This is a genomic window from Vibrio fortis (assembly GCF_000695685.1).
GTDB classification, from domain to species: Bacteria; Pseudomonadota; Gammaproteobacteria; order Enterobacterales; family Vibrionaceae; genus Vibrio; species Vibrio fortis_A.
In genome coordinates this window covers 102,770-125,034 of sequence record NZ_JFFR01000012.1, presented here as the reverse complement: position 1 = coordinate 125,034, position 22,265 = coordinate 102,770, and the positions used below count along the sequence as shown (strand labels likewise).

General features: G+C 44.4%; 15 protein-coding genes. 12 read left to right on the top strand and 3 right to left on the bottom strand.

The features are described from left to right. Positions 1 to 29 precede the first annotated feature (29 nt). Positions 30 to 1,277: an SGNH/GDSL hydrolase family protein gene (locus VFDL14_RS14715; RefSeq protein WP_032550514.1), complete on the bottom strand. Its 1,248-nt coding sequence runs from the start codon at positions 1,275 to 1,277 to the stop codon at positions 30 to 32. A gap of 477 nt (positions 1,278 to 1,754) precedes the next feature. On the opposite strand from VFDL14_RS14715, the gene VFDL14_RS14720 reads away from it, so the two are divergent. The 7 genes from VFDL14_RS14720 to VFDL14_RS14750 all read left to right on the top strand — a co-directional run bounded on the left by VFDL14_RS14720 (position 1,755) and on the right by VFDL14_RS14750 (position 12,291). After that, positions 1,755 to 2,687, top strand: a complete 933-nt coding sequence (locus VFDL14_RS14720) for an esterase/lipase family protein (protein WP_419177362.1) — start codon at positions 1,755 to 1,757, stop codon at positions 2,685 to 2,687. A gap of 28 nt (positions 2,688 to 2,715) precedes the next feature. Next, positions 2,716 to 3,588: a lipase secretion chaperone gene (locus VFDL14_RS14725; RefSeq protein WP_032550512.1), complete on the top strand. Its 873-nt coding sequence runs from the start codon at positions 2,716 to 2,718 to the stop codon at positions 3,586 to 3,588. A 183-nt stretch (positions 3,589 to 3,771) separates the two neighbouring features. After that, positions 3,772 to 5,784 carry a prolyl oligopeptidase family serine peptidase gene (locus VFDL14_RS14730; protein ID WP_032550511.1) on the top strand — a complete coding sequence of 671 codons (2,013 nt, stop codon included), beginning with the start codon at positions 3,772 to 3,774 and terminating at the stop codon, positions 5,782 to 5,784. Then, positions 5,785 to 7,929 carry a TonB-dependent hemoglobin/transferrin/lactoferrin family receptor gene (locus VFDL14_RS14735; protein ID WP_032550510.1) on the top strand — a complete coding sequence of 715 codons (2,145 nt, stop codon included), beginning with the start codon at positions 5,785 to 5,787 and terminating at the stop codon, positions 7,927 to 7,929. A gap of 9 nt (positions 7,930 to 7,938) precedes the next feature. Beyond that, positions 7,939 to 10,257 carry a proprotein convertase P-domain-containing protein gene (locus VFDL14_RS14740; protein ID WP_032550509.1) on the top strand — a complete coding sequence of 773 codons (2,319 nt, stop codon included), beginning with the start codon at positions 7,939 to 7,941 and terminating at the stop codon, positions 10,255 to 10,257. 4 nt (positions 10,258 to 10,261) lie between these two features. Then, positions 10,262 to 11,731: a DUF1566 domain-containing protein gene (locus VFDL14_RS14745; protein ID WP_032550508.1), complete on the top strand. Its 1,470-nt coding sequence runs from the start codon at positions 10,262 to 10,264 to the stop codon at positions 11,729 to 11,731. Between the two features lie 2 nt (positions 11,732 to 11,733). Beyond that, positions 11,734 to 12,291, top strand: coding sequence for a DUF1566 domain-containing protein (locus tag VFDL14_RS14750; RefSeq protein ID WP_032550507.1), 558 nt, complete (start codon positions 11,734 to 11,736; stop codon positions 12,289 to 12,291). Positions 12,292 to 12,411: 120 nt separating this feature from the next. On the opposite strand, the gene VFDL14_RS14755 is transcribed toward VFDL14_RS14750, so the two are convergent. Then, complete coding sequence (locus tag VFDL14_RS14755; protein ID WP_032550506.1) at positions 12,412 to 14,055, bottom strand: methyl-accepting chemotaxis protein; 1,644 nt, start codon at positions 14,053 to 14,055, stop codon at positions 12,412 to 12,414. A gap of 438 nt (positions 14,056 to 14,493) precedes the next feature. Between VFDL14_RS14755 and VFDL14_RS14760 the strand changes: the two genes are divergently transcribed. The 5 genes from VFDL14_RS14760 (at position 14,494) to VFDL14_RS14780 (ending at position 20,508) form a co-directional block, all read left to right on the top strand. Further along, positions 14,494 to 15,315 carry a phosphate ABC transporter substrate-binding protein gene (locus VFDL14_RS14760; protein WP_032550504.1) on the top strand — a complete coding sequence of 274 codons (822 nt, stop codon included), beginning with the start codon at positions 14,494 to 14,496 and terminating at the stop codon, positions 15,313 to 15,315. Between the two features lie 96 nt (positions 15,316 to 15,411). Continuing rightward, the gene (gene pstC / locus VFDL14_RS14765; RefSeq protein WP_032550503.1) at positions 15,412 to 16,341 is read left to right on the top strand and encodes a phosphate ABC transporter permease subunit PstC; all 930 of its coding nucleotides are present in this window, start codon (positions 15,412 to 15,414) and stop codon (positions 16,339 to 16,341) included. A gap of 16 nt (positions 16,342 to 16,357) precedes the next feature. Continuing rightward, complete coding sequence (gene pstA / locus VFDL14_RS14770; protein WP_032550502.1) at positions 16,358 to 17,221, top strand: phosphate ABC transporter permease PstA; 864 nt, start codon at positions 16,358 to 16,360, stop codon at positions 17,219 to 17,221. A 107-nt stretch (positions 17,222 to 17,328) separates the two neighbouring features. Continuing rightward, on the top strand, positions 17,329 to 18,078 hold the full coding sequence (gene pstB, locus VFDL14_RS14775; protein ID WP_032550501.1) for a phosphate ABC transporter ATP-binding protein PstB: 750 nt from the start codon (positions 17,329 to 17,331) through the stop codon (positions 18,076 to 18,078). Positions 18,079 to 18,363: 285 nt separating this feature from the next. Further along, positions 18,364 to 20,508, top strand: coding sequence for a GGDEF domain-containing protein (locus tag VFDL14_RS14780; protein WP_032550500.1), 2,145 nt, complete (start codon positions 18,364 to 18,366; stop codon positions 20,506 to 20,508). Positions 20,509 to 20,614: 106 nt separating this feature from the next. Here the strand turns inward: VFDL14_RS14780 and VFDL14_RS14785 are convergent, their stop codons facing one another. Beyond that, positions 20,615 to 22,264: a BatD family protein gene (locus tag VFDL14_RS14785; protein WP_032550499.1), complete on the bottom strand. Its 1,650-nt coding sequence runs from the start codon at positions 22,262 to 22,264 to the stop codon at positions 20,615 to 20,617. Between the last annotated feature and the right edge of the window lies 1 nt (position 22,265).

Here is a 22,265-nt window from a genome sequence, read left to right as displayed (position 1 = left end):
TTTTCTTTTATCTAAACGGTGCGATGTCTTTAAAAGTCGAAGGTCGACATTGAGTTCATCAGTATATGTGTGGCGATGTATTTGTGAGTTGCCGTGGTTGGGTGTGTTACGCCCCAGAACACATAGCTGTCAGAACCGTAAGTTGCACAATCATTTGTTAAGCTATGGCTATATAGGTAATCCTGAGAGGCGCTACGATTAATGTCTAAGCAGGCATCTTTTGCGTTTCTGAATCCATGTTTTTGTGGATCAGTGGTGATACTCGAGAATAGTGCGTGAGCATCAAATAGGATCACGTTGTCACCTTTACTTTGATAGTACTCTGATTGTTCCTTGATGAATTGGTTGAACGCGAGAATCTTGCCACGAACGGTCTCGATTTCTTGTTCAGTTGAGTACTTAAACTGAGGTGCTTTGGTCGCATCTGGTAGGGTGAACAAAAGAATATTTTTTGCGCCAGCGTCGGTTAGGCGGATCAGTGCGCTGCTGAAATCGGCTTTTACATCAGCCACTTCGCGTCCGTAATTCATAAAATCATTCAACCCGAACTCTAATGTGAACAGGGTGTTCTCTGGTCGATAGTTCTTCGCCATCTTCATGTAGGTAAGATACGAAGTTACCTGATCATAGACGCCAGTGAGAGCGACATATTGATTGGTTCCTGCTGCGCCACCCACAGCCCAGTTATAGAGTGGCACACCCTTAGCGTTAGCTAGGTACTCAGTCCAAACAAAACCATTCGAGAAGTGACCTAAGAACCAAGAATTTGGGTTAGGGAAGATCCATTGCGAGCCATTGAATAGGTTGCCTGTGTCTGAAAGGCTATCGCCAAAAGCGACTATTCGGTTGATTTGATTGGCTTGAAAACCGTGGTCGTTAGTCCAGATCGAGTGGTTGTAAGAGAAGCGATTGTCTGCAGCAAAGTAGGTAATATCGGCTTTGTCGTGTTGAACATCTAATGTCTCTACACAACGCTGTTTAATCTCTTGTTGTGGGGTCTCGCTGTAGAACATGTTTTTAAAGGAGATTGAAGACCACCAGTAACCGTCAATGGTGTAATAGTCACCGTTTTCTTTTCTAGCCCATTCCCAATCCGTAGCGGGTGAATCGTGGCTTGCATCTGTTCGATACCAGCATCTAACGTAGGTATAGGTGGAATCTGATTGAGTTTGTGCAACTTGCGCTGACGTGATTGACTCTGGAGTCATGGTGTTATCTTGTGCTGAAACCGCACCAAATGGCATCAATAGAGCCAAAACTAACGTTGTTTTTTTCATATGTAGGATCTTTCAATTGAGTGTGAGAAATTGAATAGACCAGTAATCGGTATTGCTTATTGAAAACTGGTCAGACCTATATGTCTTAGTGATGCGTTTTGGTCAATCCATTTGATTTTATAATTTTCTCTATCTGGTACTAAGATCCATTTTTCAACGAAAATCTGTCTAAAAAACAACCTTCTCTTTGTTCGTTAAAACTCGTTTTAACCGATTATAAACGCATAGGTGTATGCTTTAATCCAATCAAAACAATCTCTTAAATATAGAAGTGTCATTAAGTCTTCTGAGTTCTTAACAGGAGCGGAATGGTAGGGATTGCACTTCTGTGAATGAGTGATTGATGTTTAATTTAGATGTTGAATGGTCGTTATTGCTCACGATTCTTAATTTATAAATTTCTACTTTCTGAATTCCTCTCCTAGCTTTTCAACTCATCCGAGGTCTAATTAGTAAAGGAGAAAGACGTTGAAAAAGATGATGCTGATGGCGGCCCTGTGCATGGGAAGTGCCAGTGTGTACGCTGGAACGAGCACCGCGCCACTAGAACATTCAGGGTACACGCAAACACAGTACCCAATTGTGTTGGTACACGGGTTATTTGGTTTCGACACGTTAGCTGGTGTCGATTACTTTTACGGCATTCCCGAGTCGCTAGCGAAAGATGGGGCCAACGTTTATGTCGCTCAGGTCTCTGCGACGAACAGTTCAGAGGTGCGAGGAGAGCAGCTTCTTGCTCAAGTAGAAACCATTATCGCCGTTACTGGGGCGGATAAGGTTAACTTAGTTGGTCATAGCCATGGTGGGCCTACAGCAAGATATGTAGGCTCGGTGAGGCCAGATCTTGTAGCATCGGTCACCAGTGTTGGTGGGGTTCATAAAGGCTCTAAAGTTGCGGATTTAGTGCGAGGCAATGTCGCAGAAGGATCCATTACTGAGTCGATTGCAGTTAAGTTGGCTGGTGGCCTAACCACATTGATTAACTTACTTTCAGGCGGAAGCGATCTTGAACAGGATGGGCTCGCTTCATTAGAAGCACTCACGACTGAAGGCTCCCTAGCATTTAATCAGCATTACCCGGAGGGTGTACCGACATCGGCCTGTGGAGATGGTGAATGGCAAGCGAGCAATGGTGTCTACTACTACTCTTGGACAGGATCGTCGACCTTTACCAATTTGCTCGACCCGACGGATGGAGCAATGACAATTTTAGGGTTAGCGTTTGATGGCCCTAGTGATGGTTTAGTGGGGACTTGTAGTGCTCATTTAGGTCGTGTGATTGGCGATAACTACAAAATGAATCACTTGGATGAAATCAACGGGACGTTAGGGATCCACCACCTTTTTGAAACAGACCCTGTCACTCTCTATCGTCAACACGCCAATCGCCTCAAGCTGGCTGGCTTGTAAATCTCTTTAGTATTAAAGGAGTTAATCAATGAAAAAGGCCACACTGTTACTGATATCAATGATCGCTGTAGGAAGTTTCAGTGCGGTCTTTTACCAAGGCCAATCACGAGCGCAAGCCGTATCGGCAAAGCACCTCAAGAGTGAGTCTCAAAGCGACACAGAGATCGACCAAAGTTCAGCCAAAGATACGATGGATTATTTTATGGCAGCAATGGTTGATATTGACCTCAATCAGGTCAAAGAGAATGTCTCTGACTTCAATAATATCGCTCCTAATAGCGTGATAGATGATCGATTATTTGAAAAATATTTGGAGTACAAATCGGCACTAGAGCAGATAGATTTTTCGAATAATTATTCTAACTTAAGCATTGAAGAGCTGACAGAGTTACACGAGCTGTTGATGGATCAACAGGCCTATCACTTTACTGCGAGTGAACAAGAGTTGCTATTTGCCCATGAAAATCGAATGCGCGAGCTAGCGATTGAAAAACTGAAAATGAGGCAAGAATATACTGACCCAATTGAATTTGAAAAGCAGTGGCTCGAGGCATTAACTCTTCAACCTGAGTATGTTCAACAAACGCAGAAAAACACGTTAACCTTAACCCAGCTTAGTCACGCAAATAGTTTAGATAACCAGCAAAAATACCTCAATCGAGTAGAGATTGTCGGCGAAAGTGCTGCACAACGCTTAAGTGCACTGGACGCCCAACGTGCGCAATTTGATAGTGATTTCCAACGGTTTATCACTCAAAGAGAGACGATACTTGATAACCCAAATTTGAGTGCAGATCAGCAAGCACAGGAAGTTGCTTTGTTGAGAAACGATCTGTTTACCGAGCAACAGATAAAGCGAGTAGAAGCGCTAGAGCGAATTCATGATAGTGAAAAAAACTGAAGTGTTCGCTTAACACGCTGAAAATGAATAGTTAGACAGAACAATAAACCAGTAAACCCAGCCCATTGAGCACAATAATTGAGATTCATGTCACTAAATTGTGAAAATGATAATTGATCTCATTACCATTTGGGTGCAGTATACGCGAAATTTATTAAATTGGCGTATGGATTTGTTGGGTTTATGAAAACGTGTTGCCTGCTTGTTTTAGCAACTTTAGTTTCAGGAAGCGTGACTGCTGCGGATCAGTTCTCTTGGTTGAGAGACGATTCTAGAAGCAGTGAGCGCGTATTGAGTTATCTCGAGAAACAGAATGAGACGACCGACGCGTATCAGAAGACCTTACAAAATGAAATCGACTCGCTGCAATCCATGTGGCGAGAGAACCGACCGCAACGTTCAGAGAAGCCTTGGCGAGAAACCAATGGCGTAGAATATGCTTGGAATGACTACACACTGTTGTCGCGCGCACCAAGCAGTGTTGGTGTGACAACTGTCATTTTCGATGCCAAACATCACGCTGATCAACACGAGTATTATCAAATTGGTGGTTGGAAACTAAGCCCTGACAATTCCTTACTCGCTATTGCAGAAGATCTTGATGGTTCTGAACAGTATCAAATCAGCATTGTTGAGCTAGCGACCAATAAAATCACGCACCTTATCACTGGTGTTGAGCCATCTATCGTTTGGTCGAATGATGGGAAATCGCTGTATTTGGTAAAACAGGAGCCAAAGACACAGCGACCACATACTTTGATTAATAAATCATTGAAAAGTGGCGTTGAGAGGCCGCTTTTTCAAGAAGATGAAAGTGCTTGGTTGCTTTCAACGTACCTAACCAGCGATAGAAACTTTGCTGTTGTCCAGAGCAACAGCGACAACAGCAGTGAACAACGCTTTCTCGATCTCAACACTGGTGAGTTATCACCACCAATTCAACAGCGCCAAGAAGGCATTGAATACTACGCAGACCGATTTGCCGATCATGTGTATATCAATAGCAATTATCAACGCAAAAACTTCCAGATCTATCGTGTGAGTCGTTCTGATTTCATGAACATAGAGGCTTGGCACTCTTTCGGTAGGTTTGAAGCGGATGAGGCAATCAACAACTTTCACCTATTCCGTTCAGGTGTCGTGGTTCAAACCAATCAACAAGGTAATCAAAAACTGCACGTCTTTGATGAAAGCGACAAGCTGATAAAGATTGAAAACGTAGCTCGTGAAGGTGGCGTCGCTTGGGTAAGCCAAGTGGGAGACTACAACAGCAATAAGCTACATATCCGAAGCATGTCTATGATCCAACCGGGCCTTTGGGAACGCTTCAATACGCTAACGGCAACTCGTGAATCGATAGGGCAAGATGTCTATCCAAATTATCAAGTAGACATGTATGTTACCCAAACTCTGAATATTGAGAATGATGGACATGCTGTCCCAGTGACGCTCGCTTACCGAAAAGATCTTCTTAATAAGCAGAGTCCGGTAGTCCTATACGGGTATGGCGCTTATGGTGTCACAATGAAACCATATTTCATGCCACAAACTATCAGCTTACTCGACCGTGGCGTGATCTACGCTGTTGCTCATGTAAGAGGCGGAGGTTTTAAAGGTGAACAATGGTATCTATCTGGTAAAGGCTTAAACAAAGCGAACAGTATCTCTGATTTCGTTGCTGCAGCTAGAACACTTCAAACCTATCAACAAGGCGAACGAGCTATCTTGGCAATGGGGTCAAGTGCTGGCGGCACCTTAGTGGCTGGAGCCTTAAATGAAGCCCCCGAAGTATTTGCTGGCGTCTCCCTTAAGGTCCCATTTGTTGATGTGATCAACAGTATGTCAGATGAGACGTTGCCGCTAACTGCTCAGCAGTATGCCGAGTGGGGTGACCCTCATCGAGAGTCTGAACTTTCAGCAATGAAAGCCTATGACCCATATTTCAATCTTTCCAAAGCCGACTATCCACCTGTTTTAATCAGTGTTGGCCTAAATGATCGACGGGTTCCCTATTGGGAAGGCGCTAAATATCAAGCCAAGTTGAAATCTTTGACGACAGGAAGTGGCCCTTATTTGCTGTCGACCAATTTTAGCCAAGGTCATTCGAGTGACAGGCGGCAGTCTTTATCACAACAAGCGTTCGAATACGCATTCCTATTATCACTTACGCATAAAAATACTAAAGCGGAGCAGTAAATGAAGCTTTCACCCCTATCAGCGGCAGTACTGAGTGTACTTGCTGCCAACGTCGTGCACGCCGAATCCGAGGTTTTCGAGTTTGAAGAGGTCGTGGTTACCGCGAATAAAATCGAACAACCCCTATCTGAAGTGGCTGGTTCCGTTGCTGTTATCGATGGTGAACAGATCGAAAAAAACGGCGCGACCGAGCTTTACGATGCAATCAGAAATGAACCGGGTGTTAGCGTGAGTGGCGGGGCAGGTCGACCTCAAAACATTACTATCCGTGGTATGACAGGCAACCGTATTGCTATTGTGAAAGATGGTATTAGAGCATCAGATGGCTTTGGTGCGAATAACCTAAACGATAAGGTAGGGCGTAATTCATTTGATATCTCTGATCTTGATAGCGTTGAGATTGTTAAAGGCGCAAGTTCTTCTATCTATGGTTCGGGTGCGATCGGTGGTGTAGTTGTACTTAAGACCAAGAAGCCGAGTGATTACCTGAAAGACAAAGATATTTATAGCGATGTATCAGGAACTTACACAGGTATAAGCAACAAATACCGTGGTGCAACAAAATTAGCTTTTCGTTCAGGTAATTTTGAGAGCTTAGTGAGCTTAGCTTATTGGGAAGGCGAACAGACACGCAACTTCGACCAAGACTTATATAACCGAGACATCGACGGGGTGAGTGGCGCTTACACACTAAATTACTGGGTAGAAGACGATTTGATGCTGAAAGGCCGAGTCGAGTACTACAGAGAAAATCAGAGTCGTTTGGAAGGGCTAGCTAAGATTCAAAAAGATGGTAGCTGGGATACTCTGAGTTTCAATCAGCAGACTTATACCGAAACGGTAACGGCTTATGTCGGCGCTGAGTATTTACCTTTGAATTCTTGGTTTGAAGAACTTGATACTAAGTTGTACTGGCGTGATTCAGTGGGTGACGAATCTTTGAATGTACTGATCTCACAGGATCAGAACAACGTGCCTGTGCAACGCAGGTTGATTGATGAGCGCCATTTCACAGACCAATTGATTGGTTTAAATGCCGATTTTATCTCTTCATTTCAACAGGGAAATGTAAGTCACAGCTTAGCGTATGGTGCGAGTTTAGAAACCACACTCTATGAACGCCCTAGTTCAAGTTCGACGATTGATTGGAACGGCTTGAAAGTCGAAAACAATAAGCCTTTTGCTCCTGCTCGTGTTTACAATTATGCAGCGCATGTTCGAGATGTCATGGAGATTAATAAATGGACATTGACGACCGGTGTACGCTTCGATCTAGAGCAGATAACCCCTGAATCGGAAAGCCAGATTCAAGGTTATGAAGTGAAAGACAAGAGCAGTGGTGCAGTCTCTCCAAGTGTATCTGTTGCTTACCAATTAACAGACTCATTGAACACGTACCTTTCATATAACCGCGGTTTCAGAGCTCCTAGTTACGACAAGATCTATGGTTTTCAAAATCATGATTTTGTGCCAATCACTCCCTTCGAAATCATACCTAACGAAGACCTCGAAGCTGAAACGAGTGATTCATTCGAGTTAGGCAGTAAGTTTGACGACGGCAGTACTCATTTATACGCGGCTGTTTTCTATCAGAAATTTAAGAACTTCATCGATGTTAAACAGATCTCGTTCGCACCAGATCCAAATAACAACGGAAACTACTATAAGCAATACCAGAATGTAAGCGGTGTCGAAACTTACGGCTTTGAAGCATCTGCTGGACAGCATATCGGTGAGTTTTGGAGCGTGACCGCCCAGGTTGGATTTGTTGATGGTGAAGACGATAACGGTGAAAAAGTACGCACGTTAACACCTTGGGAAGGCAACGTTCAGCTGCGCTATGACAACCAAGCGTTATCCGCGTACACCATGTTGAATTGGGCGCAAGCGATGAACAAAGTTCCGGAGTGCGAAACAGACATTGGCCTTGCAACCGATTGTGCAACAACAGCAGGCTGGGCGACTGTCGATATGGGAGTTAGCTACTCGTGGAACTTTGGTTTAGACGTTTCGGCGAACGTAATCAACCTATTGGACAAGGAATACATCCGTTACCAAGATGTCGCGGGCATTGTTGATTCAAACAAGTATTACTCTACCGAGCCTGGGCGTTACTTCACTGTAAATGCTCGATACGAGTTTTAAGGCGGATTTATGAAAAAGAGATCGCTTTGCCTCGCAATGTTATTGGTATCGACTCAGAGTTTAGCAGCAGAGTGGGACTACCCTTTAGGTAACGTTTCAGTTTCCAATGCTCAAGAAGCACAGGTGTACTTAGAGCAAGCGTATCCTGACGCGGGCTCACTAAGATTTAGGTACGAAAGACAGTCTAAGCTTGGCCATCATTATAATTTTGATGTTTTGGTGGCGGGTGAGTACAAACAACAGCGTACGATAGTACTGTCGACCAATAATGATGAGCAGGTTTCTAGAATATTCAGAAGCTTGGAAGATACAGTGCTACTTGGTGGTCAACCGACGACGGCAGCTGAACTTGAAGCTCCACGCCAGTTAGAAGCAGAGCGTGCGCCAGAACTGAGCAGCGGCCAACTTGTGTCAGCTAAGGTCAAGGTGTTCAGTCCAGACCTAAGAACGATGGATCGCAGCGCGCCTCCTGAAACACTACTAACAGATATCACGCGGTATCCGAATACACCGCAGTACGTTGAAGCGACCGTTGATGTTCTCGACCATACCGATGGCATCTATTTGAGCAACTCAAGGCTATCGCAAGTTGATGCGATAGCATTGGTCGCTTATGACCCTGACTCAGGTGAGCTTGTGTCACGTGATACTTCAAACTTTCTTATGCCAGAGGGTATTACAAGGTTCGATAAGATCGAAGATCTTCAACTAGTAGGTTGGCAAGACAATCGCTTTCCACAGCTGATGGCATTTACGCACCTCGATCAATCACTTCGTTACATTGAGGATCTTGGGTTTTCTCTATTTGAACAACCACTTGAGTTCGATGGGCGAGGACTGTCCGCTGATAACTCTACTTATTACTACGGCCCAAAAGCCGCTCTGTTTGGGGTTGCTGGTGGTTCACCTGATGCCCTTGATGCTGATGTGATCTTGCATGAGCTTGGTCATGGTATCCATTATCAAATTGTTCGTGATTGGGCTTATGGCCATACCGGAGCGATTGGTGAAGGCTTTGGTGACTACTGGGCGGGATCGTTCAGCTTTAGAACGCAGTATGAAAATGCCCAAACGCAGGGGCAAGAGTTTGAAATCGATACAGTATTCAATTGGGATGGCTACTTTGGTGTTAGAAAGACGACGCGTAGTCTTTGGAATCAAAGAGCACGCTACTTCAGACAAGCAGAGTATCGTGCTCATGAAAGTGTCGCAGGTGAATTAGGCGACGAACTTTGGTCTACGCCCTTGTTTCAGGCTCTGAAAGTCGGTGTGGAGCGTTACGGGCACGTTGCGTTTCAAGAGTTCGACTCCATTGTGCTTGAATCCATGTACGGCGTTGGTCGTGGCGTCAAAATGCATGACTTAGCAGAAAGCATGCTATTTGTTGCTAACACCCTATATCCAAATCGAGATTATGCGCAAATTTTAAAAGAGAAGTTTGATGTGCATAACTTGATCATTGAGCCATTCGTTGTGGAGACAAGAGGGCGATATGTTCACCCTGAGCACTCATTGGAGATCGAGATTCATCCAACACTGCGTCAGCCTCAGTGGGGTGGACAAGTTGATATCGACGGCCTGACTCAATCTTTCGATAGCGTCACTATCCCAAGCCTTGCTATTCAAGCTGAGTTACCTACGGGTAAGGTGTGCGGCAGTTCTATTTCCTTACGTACGACAATTGACTACCAGTACTCAGCTTCGCTTAAGCAGCAGAGCTGGCAACATGATATGTCGCTCGTTTATGGCTTGCCTTCTTTCTCCACGCCAGTCAAAGAAGTGAATGGTTACTTACCCGACAGCCGCCAGAGTTCAAACAATCAACCTATTGTGGGCTTCAAAACCTTTAACTTCACTGTGGAAGGTTCTGGGCAAACCGTTGGTGAGAATTTTGCCTTGTATCTGGATATTGACCACTCAAGATTGAGTGATCTAGTAATTAGCCTCGTTTCTCCGAGGGGCACGAAGGTCGATTTAATCAATCACCAATCAACAACGTTCGATGGTTTTGATGGCTACTTCACGTTTAAACACGACTCAGTCTTAGAGCCATTTAAAAATGAACCAATGAATGGTACTTGGCGACTTGAAGTAGGAGATTACGTTGAAGGTGAAACGGGACAGCTTAATCGTTGGGTAATCGGCAACATCTCTCACTATGAATGTGGTGATGTAGCAGCCAAAGAACAAGGTTCATCCAGTAGTTCTGGCGGCTCAGTGTCACCATTCATTCTCTTATTAGCGGCTCTGCTCTCGTTCGGTAGAGCGGCTAACACGCGTACTTTGTCTTTTCTGACAATGCTTTTTAAAAACAAAACAAGAAGATAACTCTATGAAACCACAATTGACTATTTTGGCCATCTCTTTGGCTCTTGCGGGCTGTGGTGGCTCAAGTGGCGACGCCTCTGCACCAACCTATACAACAGCAGGGAAAATCACTGCGCAGAATGTAAACCTTGAAAGTAAGGTGTGTTCTGACTTAAACCAAAGCTTCACATGTGATGCTGGTGAGCCGACAGTGATGGCTGATAGTAATGGCGAATTTAGTTTGACGAGTACGCAGAAATCCATTCTTTCGTTACCCCTTTTGGTTGAAGTAGATACGGGTGTTGCAGCAACAAGATCGGACGGTAGTTCATCGTCAGTGGCTTATATAGCCGCACCTGGTATTCAAAAAACGTCAGGCAATGAAATTAATGGTATTAGTTCCTTAATTGCAGGCTACATGGGCGATGGTTTCACGTTGGATCAAGCTAATGCGAAATTGAAAGCTCAGTTAGCGAAAAAAGGAATCACAATTAATGGTGCGATTGAAGACCAACTGTCGGCAACTGAACTTGCTAGTTTGGAGCAAAATGTTGTCTCAACGTTGAAACTGTTTGATAGCAGCAATCGTGCGTACATGTTAGCGCAGCTTAGTGCGAGTTTTGATGATGCTTCTGTTGATTATGTAGCAGGCGTATTGGATACAAATACTGTTTCTACCTTTGTGCAAAACCTTGAAGACAAGGTCAAAGCGGGCACAACATTAAATGATACAGGCGCTACTCTATACTTCTCAGACACGGACAATACGCAGGATGTTCAAGATAGACCAGACTCCTTTCCTGGACAAGATGCTGAGTACGGCTTTGATAAGACCGAAGTAAATGCCAATACTGGTAACGGGTTCAAATTCGTAAAGCTAGATTCAAAAGGCGTGGCACTTGCTGATGATGCGACTGAATGGTCATGTGTGTTAGATGAGCGTAGTGGTTTGATTTGGGAATCTAAGACTGAAGATGAGAAATCACTGCAATTTAAAGATCGACAGTTGGCATTAGAGATCCCTGGCTTGGTGGCTCCTTATGATTTGGATATCGCTGAAGCTACATGCCAAACCGAGGGTGACAGCGTATGTACCACACAGGATTATGTTGAGCACATCAACTCTATCAGCCTCTGCGGTAAAACGGATTGGCGTTTACCGACGTTTCATGAGTTCTATAATTTGCTGGACTTTGGCGAGACCGAGAAAAATGAAAGTGGCGCGGTTTATGGCCTGACTTATAAGTACTTCCCGCATCAAACATCAGGTGGTAACTACACGACGATTGGTGCCGTATGGAATCAATCCATCGTTTACAACCAATACAGCCCTAGTGCAGTTGAAGGTGGTTTCTACTACAACGAGATCGGAACGTTAGGAGGTGATCGTGGTTACATAAGTGCGTTAGAGATCTACTCTGGCGATGTTGATTCTTCCGAAAATTCAGATTCTTACTTATTCCCTGCTCGTCTCGTTTCAGTTCAAGGTAAATAACGATGAAAAAACTAATCACAACAGCCCTAATTGGCTTATTTTCAGTAGGTGCTGTAGCACAAGAGTGCAGCCTAGATATCACAAAGACGGCTGCTAACAGTCGTTATGTAACTAACAGCAACGGCACTTTTACTGATCAGCTTACAGGCTTGACTTGGATGCGCTGCCAAGTAGGTAAAACGTGGGATGTTAATACTAGCTCTTGTACAGGCACCGCAAACAAATATTTCTGGCAGAGTGCATTAACGATGGTTGAGTCAGTTAATGACGAAAATGGAAACCACGCACTGCATAAGTTTGCTGGTGAAGACAAATGGCGAATGCCAAACATCAAAGAGTTAGTGTCTCTGAAAGAGGTAGCGTGTCACTCTCCAGCAGTTAGTACTAAGGTTTTTGGAGACTCAATGAACTTTGAAGTAGGTGACTTGGCCGCTTATATCTGGAGTGCGACTTCTGCCGGGAATGGAGAGAGCATTATGACGTTTGATACCGTCAACGGAGAAGTGTTCCAATACAATGCCGCTCAGTTTGAGTTTAGTGTACTGCTAGTTGCTGAGTAGCTGAAAGCTAGACGCTTTCATCAATAGAAACGAAGAGGCCGTGGAAAATACCACGGCCTCTTTTTAATTGGATCCAGTAAGTCGTAACACCTTGGAGGGTAGATTCACGAACTCACATATTTACACCTTAAAGTAGTTCAATGCCTGCTTCTGTCTTTCCGATAGACCAGACAGTTCATGAGCAGCGGCTGCAGATTGAGTAATGCCAGTTACGTTTTGGCTTACTAGTTCGTAGATGGTGCTCAGGTTATTGTTGATGTCAGAAGTAACCTGCTTCTGTTCTTCAGAGGCTGTTGCCACTTGAGTGTTGATGCTATTTAGGTCAGCAATTGCATTGTTGATGTCGCTTAGAGAGCTGCTCACCTTAGTCGCCAGTGCTTGGTTATCTTCAAGCATCGCCAGGCTTGAGTGCATGCTCTCATTTGCTTGGCCAGATTGAGTCTGTAGCTCTTCAATAATGGTCTGGATCTCTTTAGTCGACTCTTGAGTACGAGCAGCAAGCATACGAACCTCATCTGCTACTACTGCAAAACCACGGCCGCTTTCACCTGCACGAGCCGCTTCAATCGCTGCGTTTAGTGCCAGTAGGTTAGTTTGCTCAGAGATACTTTCTATTACTTCGATGACTTTACCAATCTGTTCTGATTGATCCTTAAGGGAAGTCACAACGTCTGCTGCTTTGTTTAGCTGATCAGCCATCTTTTCACTTGCACGCGTGCTCTCTTCGAACATGTTTAAGCTTTGCGTTGTGAGTTGGCTAGCTTGGCTTGAAGCATTGTCAGCTTGTTGAGCGTTGCTTGAAACTTCTGTTGCCGTCGATTCCAGTTGGTTAATTGCCGAGGCTACTTGTTCCACTTCTTGCTTCTCTTGATCAGAGTTGACGCTAGACTGAGTCATTACTGCAGCCAGCTCTGTCGACGCTGACGCCACCTCGATACTGATGCGAGACAGTGAACCGACGGTTTCACGAAGCTGGTCAACAGTTTGGTTTACGTCTTGAGCAAGATGAGTGATCTCGTTGTCGCCTTCAGCCTTTGCTTTCACCAATAGGTTGCCTTTAGCAACTTCACGCATGGTTTTTTGAAGCTCGCGGATAGGTTTAACAATCACACCTGCTAGAGTCCAGCTGATGACCAAAGCGATAGATAGAATGACGATGAGACCGATTTTCGCTGAAGTTAACGTAGTGTCGTGTTTCGCACCGTTTGTCTCAACCTCTTGTAGAGCAATGTGGTTGAGCTTTTTAGATAGGTCATTGATCGCTTTTACCATTGCATTGCCAGCGTTTCGATATTGATCAGTCGCGATCTGATATTGAGTATCAAATCCGGCTGGTGGAAAGTCGTTGTTATGCTTAACTTTCAGCAGCGGTAACATGGTTGTTCGTGAAAAGTCGACATAGTGCCCCATTGCCTTGCGCATTGCTGACACTTCATCTTGCAGGCCGGGTACGGTATTAAGAGAATTAAGTAACTGTGTATTTTCGTCGCGTTTTTGATTTAGCGTATCGATAAGAGTAGAAACATCGTCAGGATTAAACAGGCTGTAAATAGCTTTAATACGCATACCATAGCTATTGTCGACGATGTCGCTCAGTTCTTCTTTATGGACAATCAGGTTGTCTGTTGCTGTAGAAACGTCTTGGAAAGCCTCTTCAAGCTTCTCTCCTCCTATAATGACTCCGGCGAGCAGTAGAACGACGGAGAAAAGTACGGGGAGTAAAACTTGCGTTTTAATGGATAAGCCATTGAGTAACTGGCGCATGAATAGGTCCTCTTGGTAATGCGTAATTGAGAATTGTTCTTATTTGTTATATTTGAAACTGAATTCTAACTAATGAGACTGATACTTCAATCAATAAAAGATTACATTTTGTTATGTGCGAGCCATGTTGAATTACATTTAGTAATTAATATGCTGATTAATCACTCACTTATATTGATAATTATTGTGAGTCGTGCGACATATTACAGAAATGAAATAAAGATATGTAGGATTAATTTACGAATTTATAAATAAAAAGAGTCTTGCGGAACAAAGAGTTAGCAAAGTCACTCTAGAAGGTGGGAGGAATAGAAATACAAAAATTGCAGTTGTCATATAGGCTTCAATTTACTGAAACACAACTGTCATATTCGAAACTTAAAGTGAGCACCGTTCAAGTAAAACACAACGGCAATAACGCCACTTAAGGAAATTGTGATGAAAAAGACAGTTATCGGTGCAATGGCACTACTAGGCGCACTAACAGTGAATACAGCTTCAGCTAAAGAAACTATCTCTGTAGTTGGCTCTAACAGTGCTTCTCCACTGGTTGAAGTTTTTGCAGAAACATACATGAATAAAGGTGAAAATGTTTTCATCGAGATTCAAGCTCCTGGCTCATCTGCAGGCATCAAAGCAGCAAAAAATGGAAGTGCTGACCTAGGTATCTCTTCTCGTGACTTGAAAGCTGAAGAAAAAACAGCTGACTTAAAAGAGCTAGTTATCGCTCGTGACGGTATCGCGGTTGTAGTTAACCCAAGCAACGAAGTATCTGCACTAACAGCAGATCAAATTACAGCAATCTACAAAGGCGAAATCTCTAACTGGAAAGACGTTGGCGGTGCTGACAAGCCTATCGTAGCAATCACTCGTGATACAGCTTCTGGTACACGTGGTGCATTCGAAGACATCCTAAAGCTTAAGAAAAAGATTGGTGACAAGAAAGTATCAGCAATCTCTCAACGCGCTCAAGTTGCTAACGGTAACGGTGCTCTTAAAGTATCTGTAGCAAGCAACCCATACGCAATCGGCTACATCTCTCTAGGTACTGTAGACAACTCTGTTCAAGCTCTAACTATCGACGGCGCAGCAGCAACAGTTGATAACGTTAAGAACGGTTCTTACAAAGTAGCTCGCCCTTTCCTAGTTCTTTACAAAGATGGCGCGCCATCTGCTGAAACTCAGAAGTTCCTAGACTGGATGGTAGCTGACGAAGCTCAAGCTATCTCAGCTAAGAAAGGTTACATTACAGTAAACTAATCTGAATTTAATCAAGACCTTAATTATTGCTCAGCCTGCCTTTAGGCTGAGCCTTTTCTTTCAGCTTTGTTGTCCACAAAGCATGAGATTTTAAATATGACCATCGCACATAGTGAAAAGCTTATGAATACTGAAGCTACACAAGTTAGTAAGCCGAGCCTACGTACTAAAAAGCGTATCGACTGGAAAGAACGTATTTTCCACGGTTTATTCTTAACGAGTGCTGTAATCGGCATCGTTTCACTGGCAGTAATCGCTTATTTTATCGTTGCAGAGAGTATTCCTGCATTCCAAGAGGCTGGCGTCTCTGGCATCGTTCTCGGTGTAGATTGGCTACCACCAGCGCTATTCGGTGTTGCAACTATGATTGTTGCTTCTATCGTTTCAACATTAGGTGCGGTTGTAGTAGGTGTACCCGTTGGTGTTTTAACCGCTATCTTTATCGCTGAAATCGCACCAAAGCGCCTTGCTGACATTATCCGTCCAGCAGTTGAGCTTTTGGCAGGTATTCCTTCAGTGGTATACGGCTTCTTTGGCCTTGTCATTATTGTTCCAATGATTCAGAACATCTTCTCAGTACCAGCGGGTAACACTATCCTAGCGGGTATCATTGTTCTGGGTATCATGATTCTACCAACCGTTATCACAGTATCTGAGACTTCAATTCGCGCGGTACCTCGTACCTACAAGGAAGGCTCTCTAGCGCTTGGTGCTTCTAAGATCTTTACCATCTTCAAACTTCTCGTTCCTGCTGCTCGTTCGGGCATTATGACAGGTGTGATTTTAGGTATCGGTCGCGCACTTGGTGAAACCATGGCAATCATCATGGTTATGGGTAACGCCCCAGCGATGCCTGAAGGCATTTTAGACTCAGCTCGTACACTAACAGCAAACATCGCGATTGAAATGTCATACGCAAGTGGTGTTCATGCTAACGCTCTGTACGCAACGGGTGTGGTACTTCTAGTGTTCATCATGATGCTAAATGGTGCTCTACTTTATCTAAACCGCGAAAAAGCAAAGTAAGCGGAAGGTGGAAAAAATGGATCGTGTAAAATTAAAGCAGTCTCGCCAGAATAAAGACAATATTTTGAATGCCTTTATTTGGGCAGCAGCGGCTGTCACAGTCGGTTTCCTATTTTGGATCATCTGGTACATCCTTTCTAACGGCCTACAGCACGTAGATTGGAACTTCATTACAGACAACTACACACGTACGGGTACTGAACACGGTATCTTCCCAATGATCGTTGCAACCATCTACATGGTTATCGCATCGATTGCGGTGGCAGCACCATTGGGCATCATGACGGCAATCTACTTAACGGAATACGCGAAAGTGGGTAGCCGTTTAGTGAAAGTCATTCGATTCTGTACTGAATCACTAGCGGGTATTCCATCGATCATCTTTGGTCTGTTTGGTATGACTTTCTTCGTATCGATTCTTGGTCTTGGTTTCTCGATTCTATCGGGCGCCCTAACACTAAGTATCCTTATTCTTCCTGTAATCATCCGTACTACAGAAGAAGCATTGATGGCGGTACCACAAACATACCGCGAAGGTTCTTACGGCCTTGGCGCTTCAAAAATCTACACTATCTGGCGCTTAATCTTGCCTAGCGCGATGCCAGGTATCTTAACTTCGGTCATTCTTAGTATTGGTCGTGTAATCGGTGAATCAGCGCCTGTTTTCTTAACAGCAGGTATGGTGGCACGTATTCCAGAGTCTCTAATGGATTCCGGTCGTACTCTAACGGTTCACTTATATAAGCTAACTACCGAGCTATTCACTATCGACGAGTGGAACCAAGCTTACGGTACAGCGACAGTCCTGATTGTGCTTGTTCTTCTGATCAACATGGTCACAAAACTAATTGCAAGACGCTTTAACACAGCAACGTACTAACGACTCCCGGGCATAGAAAGAGAAATGCCCTAGTACAGGGCTCTAAGGAGAGCCCACTGACAAAGCATCAAGTTAGACACGAATTTAAGAATTTAGAGATTAAGAACATGAACAAATTTGATATTGAAAACCTAGATCTGTTTTACGGCGAAAACCAAGCACTTAAATCTATCAACCTGCCAATCCCAACGCGCCAAGTAACGGCTCTGATTGGTCCATCAGGTTGTGGTAAATCAACACTGCTACGCTGCCTGAATCGCATGAACGACCTAATCGAAGGCGTAACGATTAAGGGTAAGCTGGATATGGATGGCACGAACATCTATGGTGACATCGATGTTGCAGACCTACGTATCCGTGTTGGTATGGTTTTCCAAAAGCCAAACCCATTCCCAATGAGCATCTACGAGAACGTGGCATACGGCCTACGTGCTCAAGGTATCAAAGATAAGAAGCACATTGATGAAGTGGTAGAGCGTTCACTACGTGGTGCAGCACTTTGGGATGAGGTGAAAGATCGTTTGAAATCGCACGCATTTGGTCTGTCTGGTGGTCAGCAACAACGTCTATGTATTGCTCGTACTATCGCAATGGAACCAGATGTGATTTTGATGGATGAACCTACATCGGCACTTGATCCAATCGCAACACACAAGATCGAAGAGCTGATGGAAGATCTGAAGAAGAACTACACCATCGTTATCGTAACGCACTCAATGCAACAAGCTCGTCGTATATCAGACCGCACTGCATTTTTCCTAATGGGTGAACTGGTTGAGCACGATGACACTCAAGTTATTTTCAGTGACCCGAAAGACGACCGTACTAAGGGTTACGTAAATGGTGATTTTGGTTAATTTTAACCTTTGCCATCACCGCGCTTAATTTACTGGCATATCACTACAATAATAAGCGATGGACTTTTGCCCCACTGATTCGTGGGGCTTTTTTGTGTATAGAAGAAAGCTATTTTGTCGACGAAATTTTGGGCAGAAAATCCCATTTTTGTAGCGCTTCTCAAGCTTGTGATAAAGGAAAATAGGAAATTGCGAGTCGCTTAACATCTCATTTTGTCTTCGATTGATTGCATATTAAGGCTTAGGTATTTTTGCTTCACTCTTACAACCATTGGATGGAACGTCGTGCCAGTAAAAGCCTTTGCAAAACAAATATCTTCCACTCGCGACCACCGTCTTTTGGCTGATTCTCTGTTCGAATACCTGTCTCATCTATTAGACCCCCATGGTATTGGCATCTTTGTCGAGCCAGCCTCCCTCTCGAATCGCACACCCATGTATCAGTGTGGTGAGCTGACTAGTCTAAACAATTACCCGGCGACTTTTTGGACTTGGGTTTCTCAATTTGATACCGCTGATGGTGTTTTGCCTATGGCGATCAATACCTGTAATTGGGATCATTTTGATGCCCTCGGTGGTGAATCTTTTATCTTGATGCTAGATAACTGCCCGAGCTGTCGAACCTATCTTATTATTCAGAACTGCGCTGCTGAAAGAGTGAATCAAACCTTCCGTGATGGGGTTGATGTGCTGCAGCTGGCGGCAGCGAGGTGGCAGTGCATACGTGCAGAAAAAAATGCCGCAATTGAAATAAAGAATAGAGACACACGTGAAGCGCAGTATCTTGATGAGATTAACCTCAGAGAGCAGTTCGTTGAGAACATGAAGTTGGTGCATCAGGTCGCGTTGGATCTTTCTAACCCGGATTCGTTAGATGCGCTTTATAAAGCATCGGTTGAAGCGGTCAGGGACCGTCTCGGCTTTGATCGCGCAATCTTCATGCTGCTTGATATGAAAAAGCGCTGCTTTAGTGGTACTTATGGCACTGATGAGAATGGAAAGACTAACAGCGAACACCATACTCAGTACGACCTCCATCAATTGGAAAGCGAATACATAGAGGCGCTTTCTGACGACCACACCAATTTAGTTATCATCGAACAAGCCCCACTTTATACCGCAGGCCAAGTGGTGGGGCAGGGTTGGAACGGAATGCTGATCTTGAGGGAAGGGGATAAGCCAGTTGGTTGGATAGCGATGGATAACTACATTAACCGCGCTCCAATAACCGGTTATCAAAAACAGATGTTGGAGTCTTTTGGCTCGCTACTTTCTCAGATTTACATTCGTAAACGTCAAGAGCAGAACATCCGTATGTTGCACTCTAGCATGGTTGAGTTATCGCGTTGTGACAACGTCAGTGCGGTGTGTAAATCGGCGGTGAGCTTTGCTATTCAACATCTTGGTATTGATCGTCTAGCTGTGTTCTTGACCGATAAAGAGTGTTCCTACATGCAGGGAACGTGGGGTACCGACATTCAAGGTAATATTGTCGATGAGTCTTACTATCACTCTGATCTGGTTGAGCGTGACATCGTAGCAGCAGCAAGGTCGCGCCCTAACGAAGTCGCTTTTGAAGAGTCCGTACCTATCTACCATGACTACAATATCGTTGGGGTGGGGTGGACGGCGATGACACTACTGACCAGTAATACAGGCGTGCCGATTGCTTTCATTGCTGCAGATAACTTACTAACACGCAGTTCATTAACTTCTCAGCTTCGAGAAGTAATACGCATCTTTGCATCGAGCTTGGCTGAAGTGCTGCAAAGAACTATGGCGCAGGAAGAGCTTAAGGAGCTCAATGAAAGGCTAGAGGAAGAGGTGAAAAAACGCACCTTAGAGCTGCAATTGGCTAATGAACAGTTGGATGTTATCTCCAAGTTGGATCCTCTGACGCGCCTCGGTAATCGCCGTATGTTGGCACAGGTATTAGAGAACCTAAATTCAACCCACTTTGAACCAAGCAGACCGAATGAGAAGGTCGTGTTTGGTTTGATCTTGCTCGACTTAGATCATTTCGGTTTGTACAACAGTGTTTATGGTCATACTGAAGGTGACTCTGCGCTGCGCTCGGTTGGAAAAATTCTAAACGACCATATTCTGCATGAGAATGACACCTTCTGCCGCATTGGTGGCGAAGAATTTATGCTATTGATGGTGGATACTTGTGATAGTGAAACCCAGCAGCGAGCCGACAGTATCAGACGTTGTATTGAAGAAGCGCAGATCCCGCATAGTGAGAGTTCAACCAGCGACTACCTAACAGCATCGGTGGGTTTTGCCTCGTTGAGTGCGAGCTTGGATTGCCTTGACTTCGATTTACTCTATGACATGGCAGATAAGGCGCTGTATCAAGCCAAAGATCGAGGGCGTAATCGTGTGGTCTCAGCATTTGAAAACAGCCAGATAGAGGCGACATTTTATTAGCCAAGCACTGGCCTATTAATTTAAATGTTCAAATAAAAAAGCCCCTGAGTTCTATCTCGAACTTAGGGGCTTAGTTTTATCTGCGTTTTAAGCTTCTGGCGATAAGCTACAAAGCTGCAAGTTGGTCACTTGTTTTTATTGTACGATTGCGGTTGGCTGCATTAATAGCGTCGATGGCCGAATTTGGTGACCAGCCAGAACCACCATCCGTTTGCGGACCAAATAGATGCTGGTTGAGTGTGTCGATTTCTTGCTTCACAGTATCAATGTGCTGTTGTGGAAGATCTAGATTCTCTTGTTGCCACTGACTGAGCTTGGCACTCGCCATCAATGCATCTTTTCTCTGAATCGCATCGATAAGCTCAGCTTGTGTCTCATCCTTGCCGACGACTTTCGGTGTCACTGTGCTCGTTGAACCTTTTTTACGCCATAGGCTTAAGGCAAACACAGAAGTTATTAGCCACAAAAAGGCAAAAAGTGCGGTTAGGTAAGGCCAAATTCCCGGTTGGTAAGTTGTTACTACTTCGACGTTATTTGGCTTGTCTGTTGATATTGGAGCCTGCACTGGCGCATCGCTATTCCCAGTGACGTTTAAGGTAAGCCCTTTAATTTGGCTGGTGGCTTTCTGTTTGGTTTCAGTGTTAAACCAAGCTTGTTCCAGCCCTGGGAGCTCAATCGTACCTGCTGATTTTGGAATCAATACCTGTTTATAGACAACAAGATTGTCTCCTGAGTCAGTTTTGTCAAACTGAGGTTTCTCTTCATAAACACGTACGCTATTTGGGTACTGAACATTAACACTTGGCAACTGATGAGCTTTGATGCCCTTAGCACTCACAGTAATGGTACGTGTTAAGGCATCACCTGCTTCTAGATCTAATTGTTCTGGGGAGCGAGTAAGCCTAGTATCGTTAATGCTCCATACTTGATTGACGCTTAAGTCAGCCGTTGGCAACCAATCACCTTGTGCATCGCCCGGAATGGCCAATATCTCGACTGGCAGCGTTTGAACTGGCGTGTCGAGCTGGAACAGACGTGTCTTGTTTGAGTTGTTAGCAGAGTAGACAACCGCACCTGTCAATTTTGGCCCGCGCAACTCAAACTTACCCACGGTATCTGAAGATATCTCAAAGCTCTGCTGAACGACCGTCACCTCTTTGCCGTGATATACATCTTGGTACTGTTTTGATTCACCAATAGGTTCAACCTTTAGGCTCGAAGAACTCGGTGGATCAATGCGCGGATCTTGCAAGCGTCTTGGGTCGGCCTTGATGATCAGCTTCACATCTAAAATCGCCACCTCACCGACATAGAGCGAATCTCTGTTCAGGTCGAGTTTGAATTCAGCCATCTGATCTTGTGTTGGCGCGGCTTTGTTCTGAGCGACATTAATTTCAATCGGTAGAGTCTGCGCCCCTTCAATATCAAAGGCTGGAATAGTTAACTTACCTAGTCGCAGTGGTGCCAGGGTGATGGTCCATTCGCTTGAAACGGTGCGGCTACCATTGATGATGCGAATCGAAGAACCAAAGTTTGGCCTGCCAATGTAAAAGTCACTTTCAAGCGCAGTCAAATCTAAAGCGTCTGAGCTGACTTTTTCATTGGTTGAAACTCTTAATAGAAATACTTCATCTTTAGTCACTTGGTTCTCGCTAACACTAGCAACGGCTGTCGCTGCGTAGGCGGTATGGCTACTGAAAATACTCATGATGAGCGTGAATAGTAGCGTCAAAAATGGTGTATGAATACGTTGCATG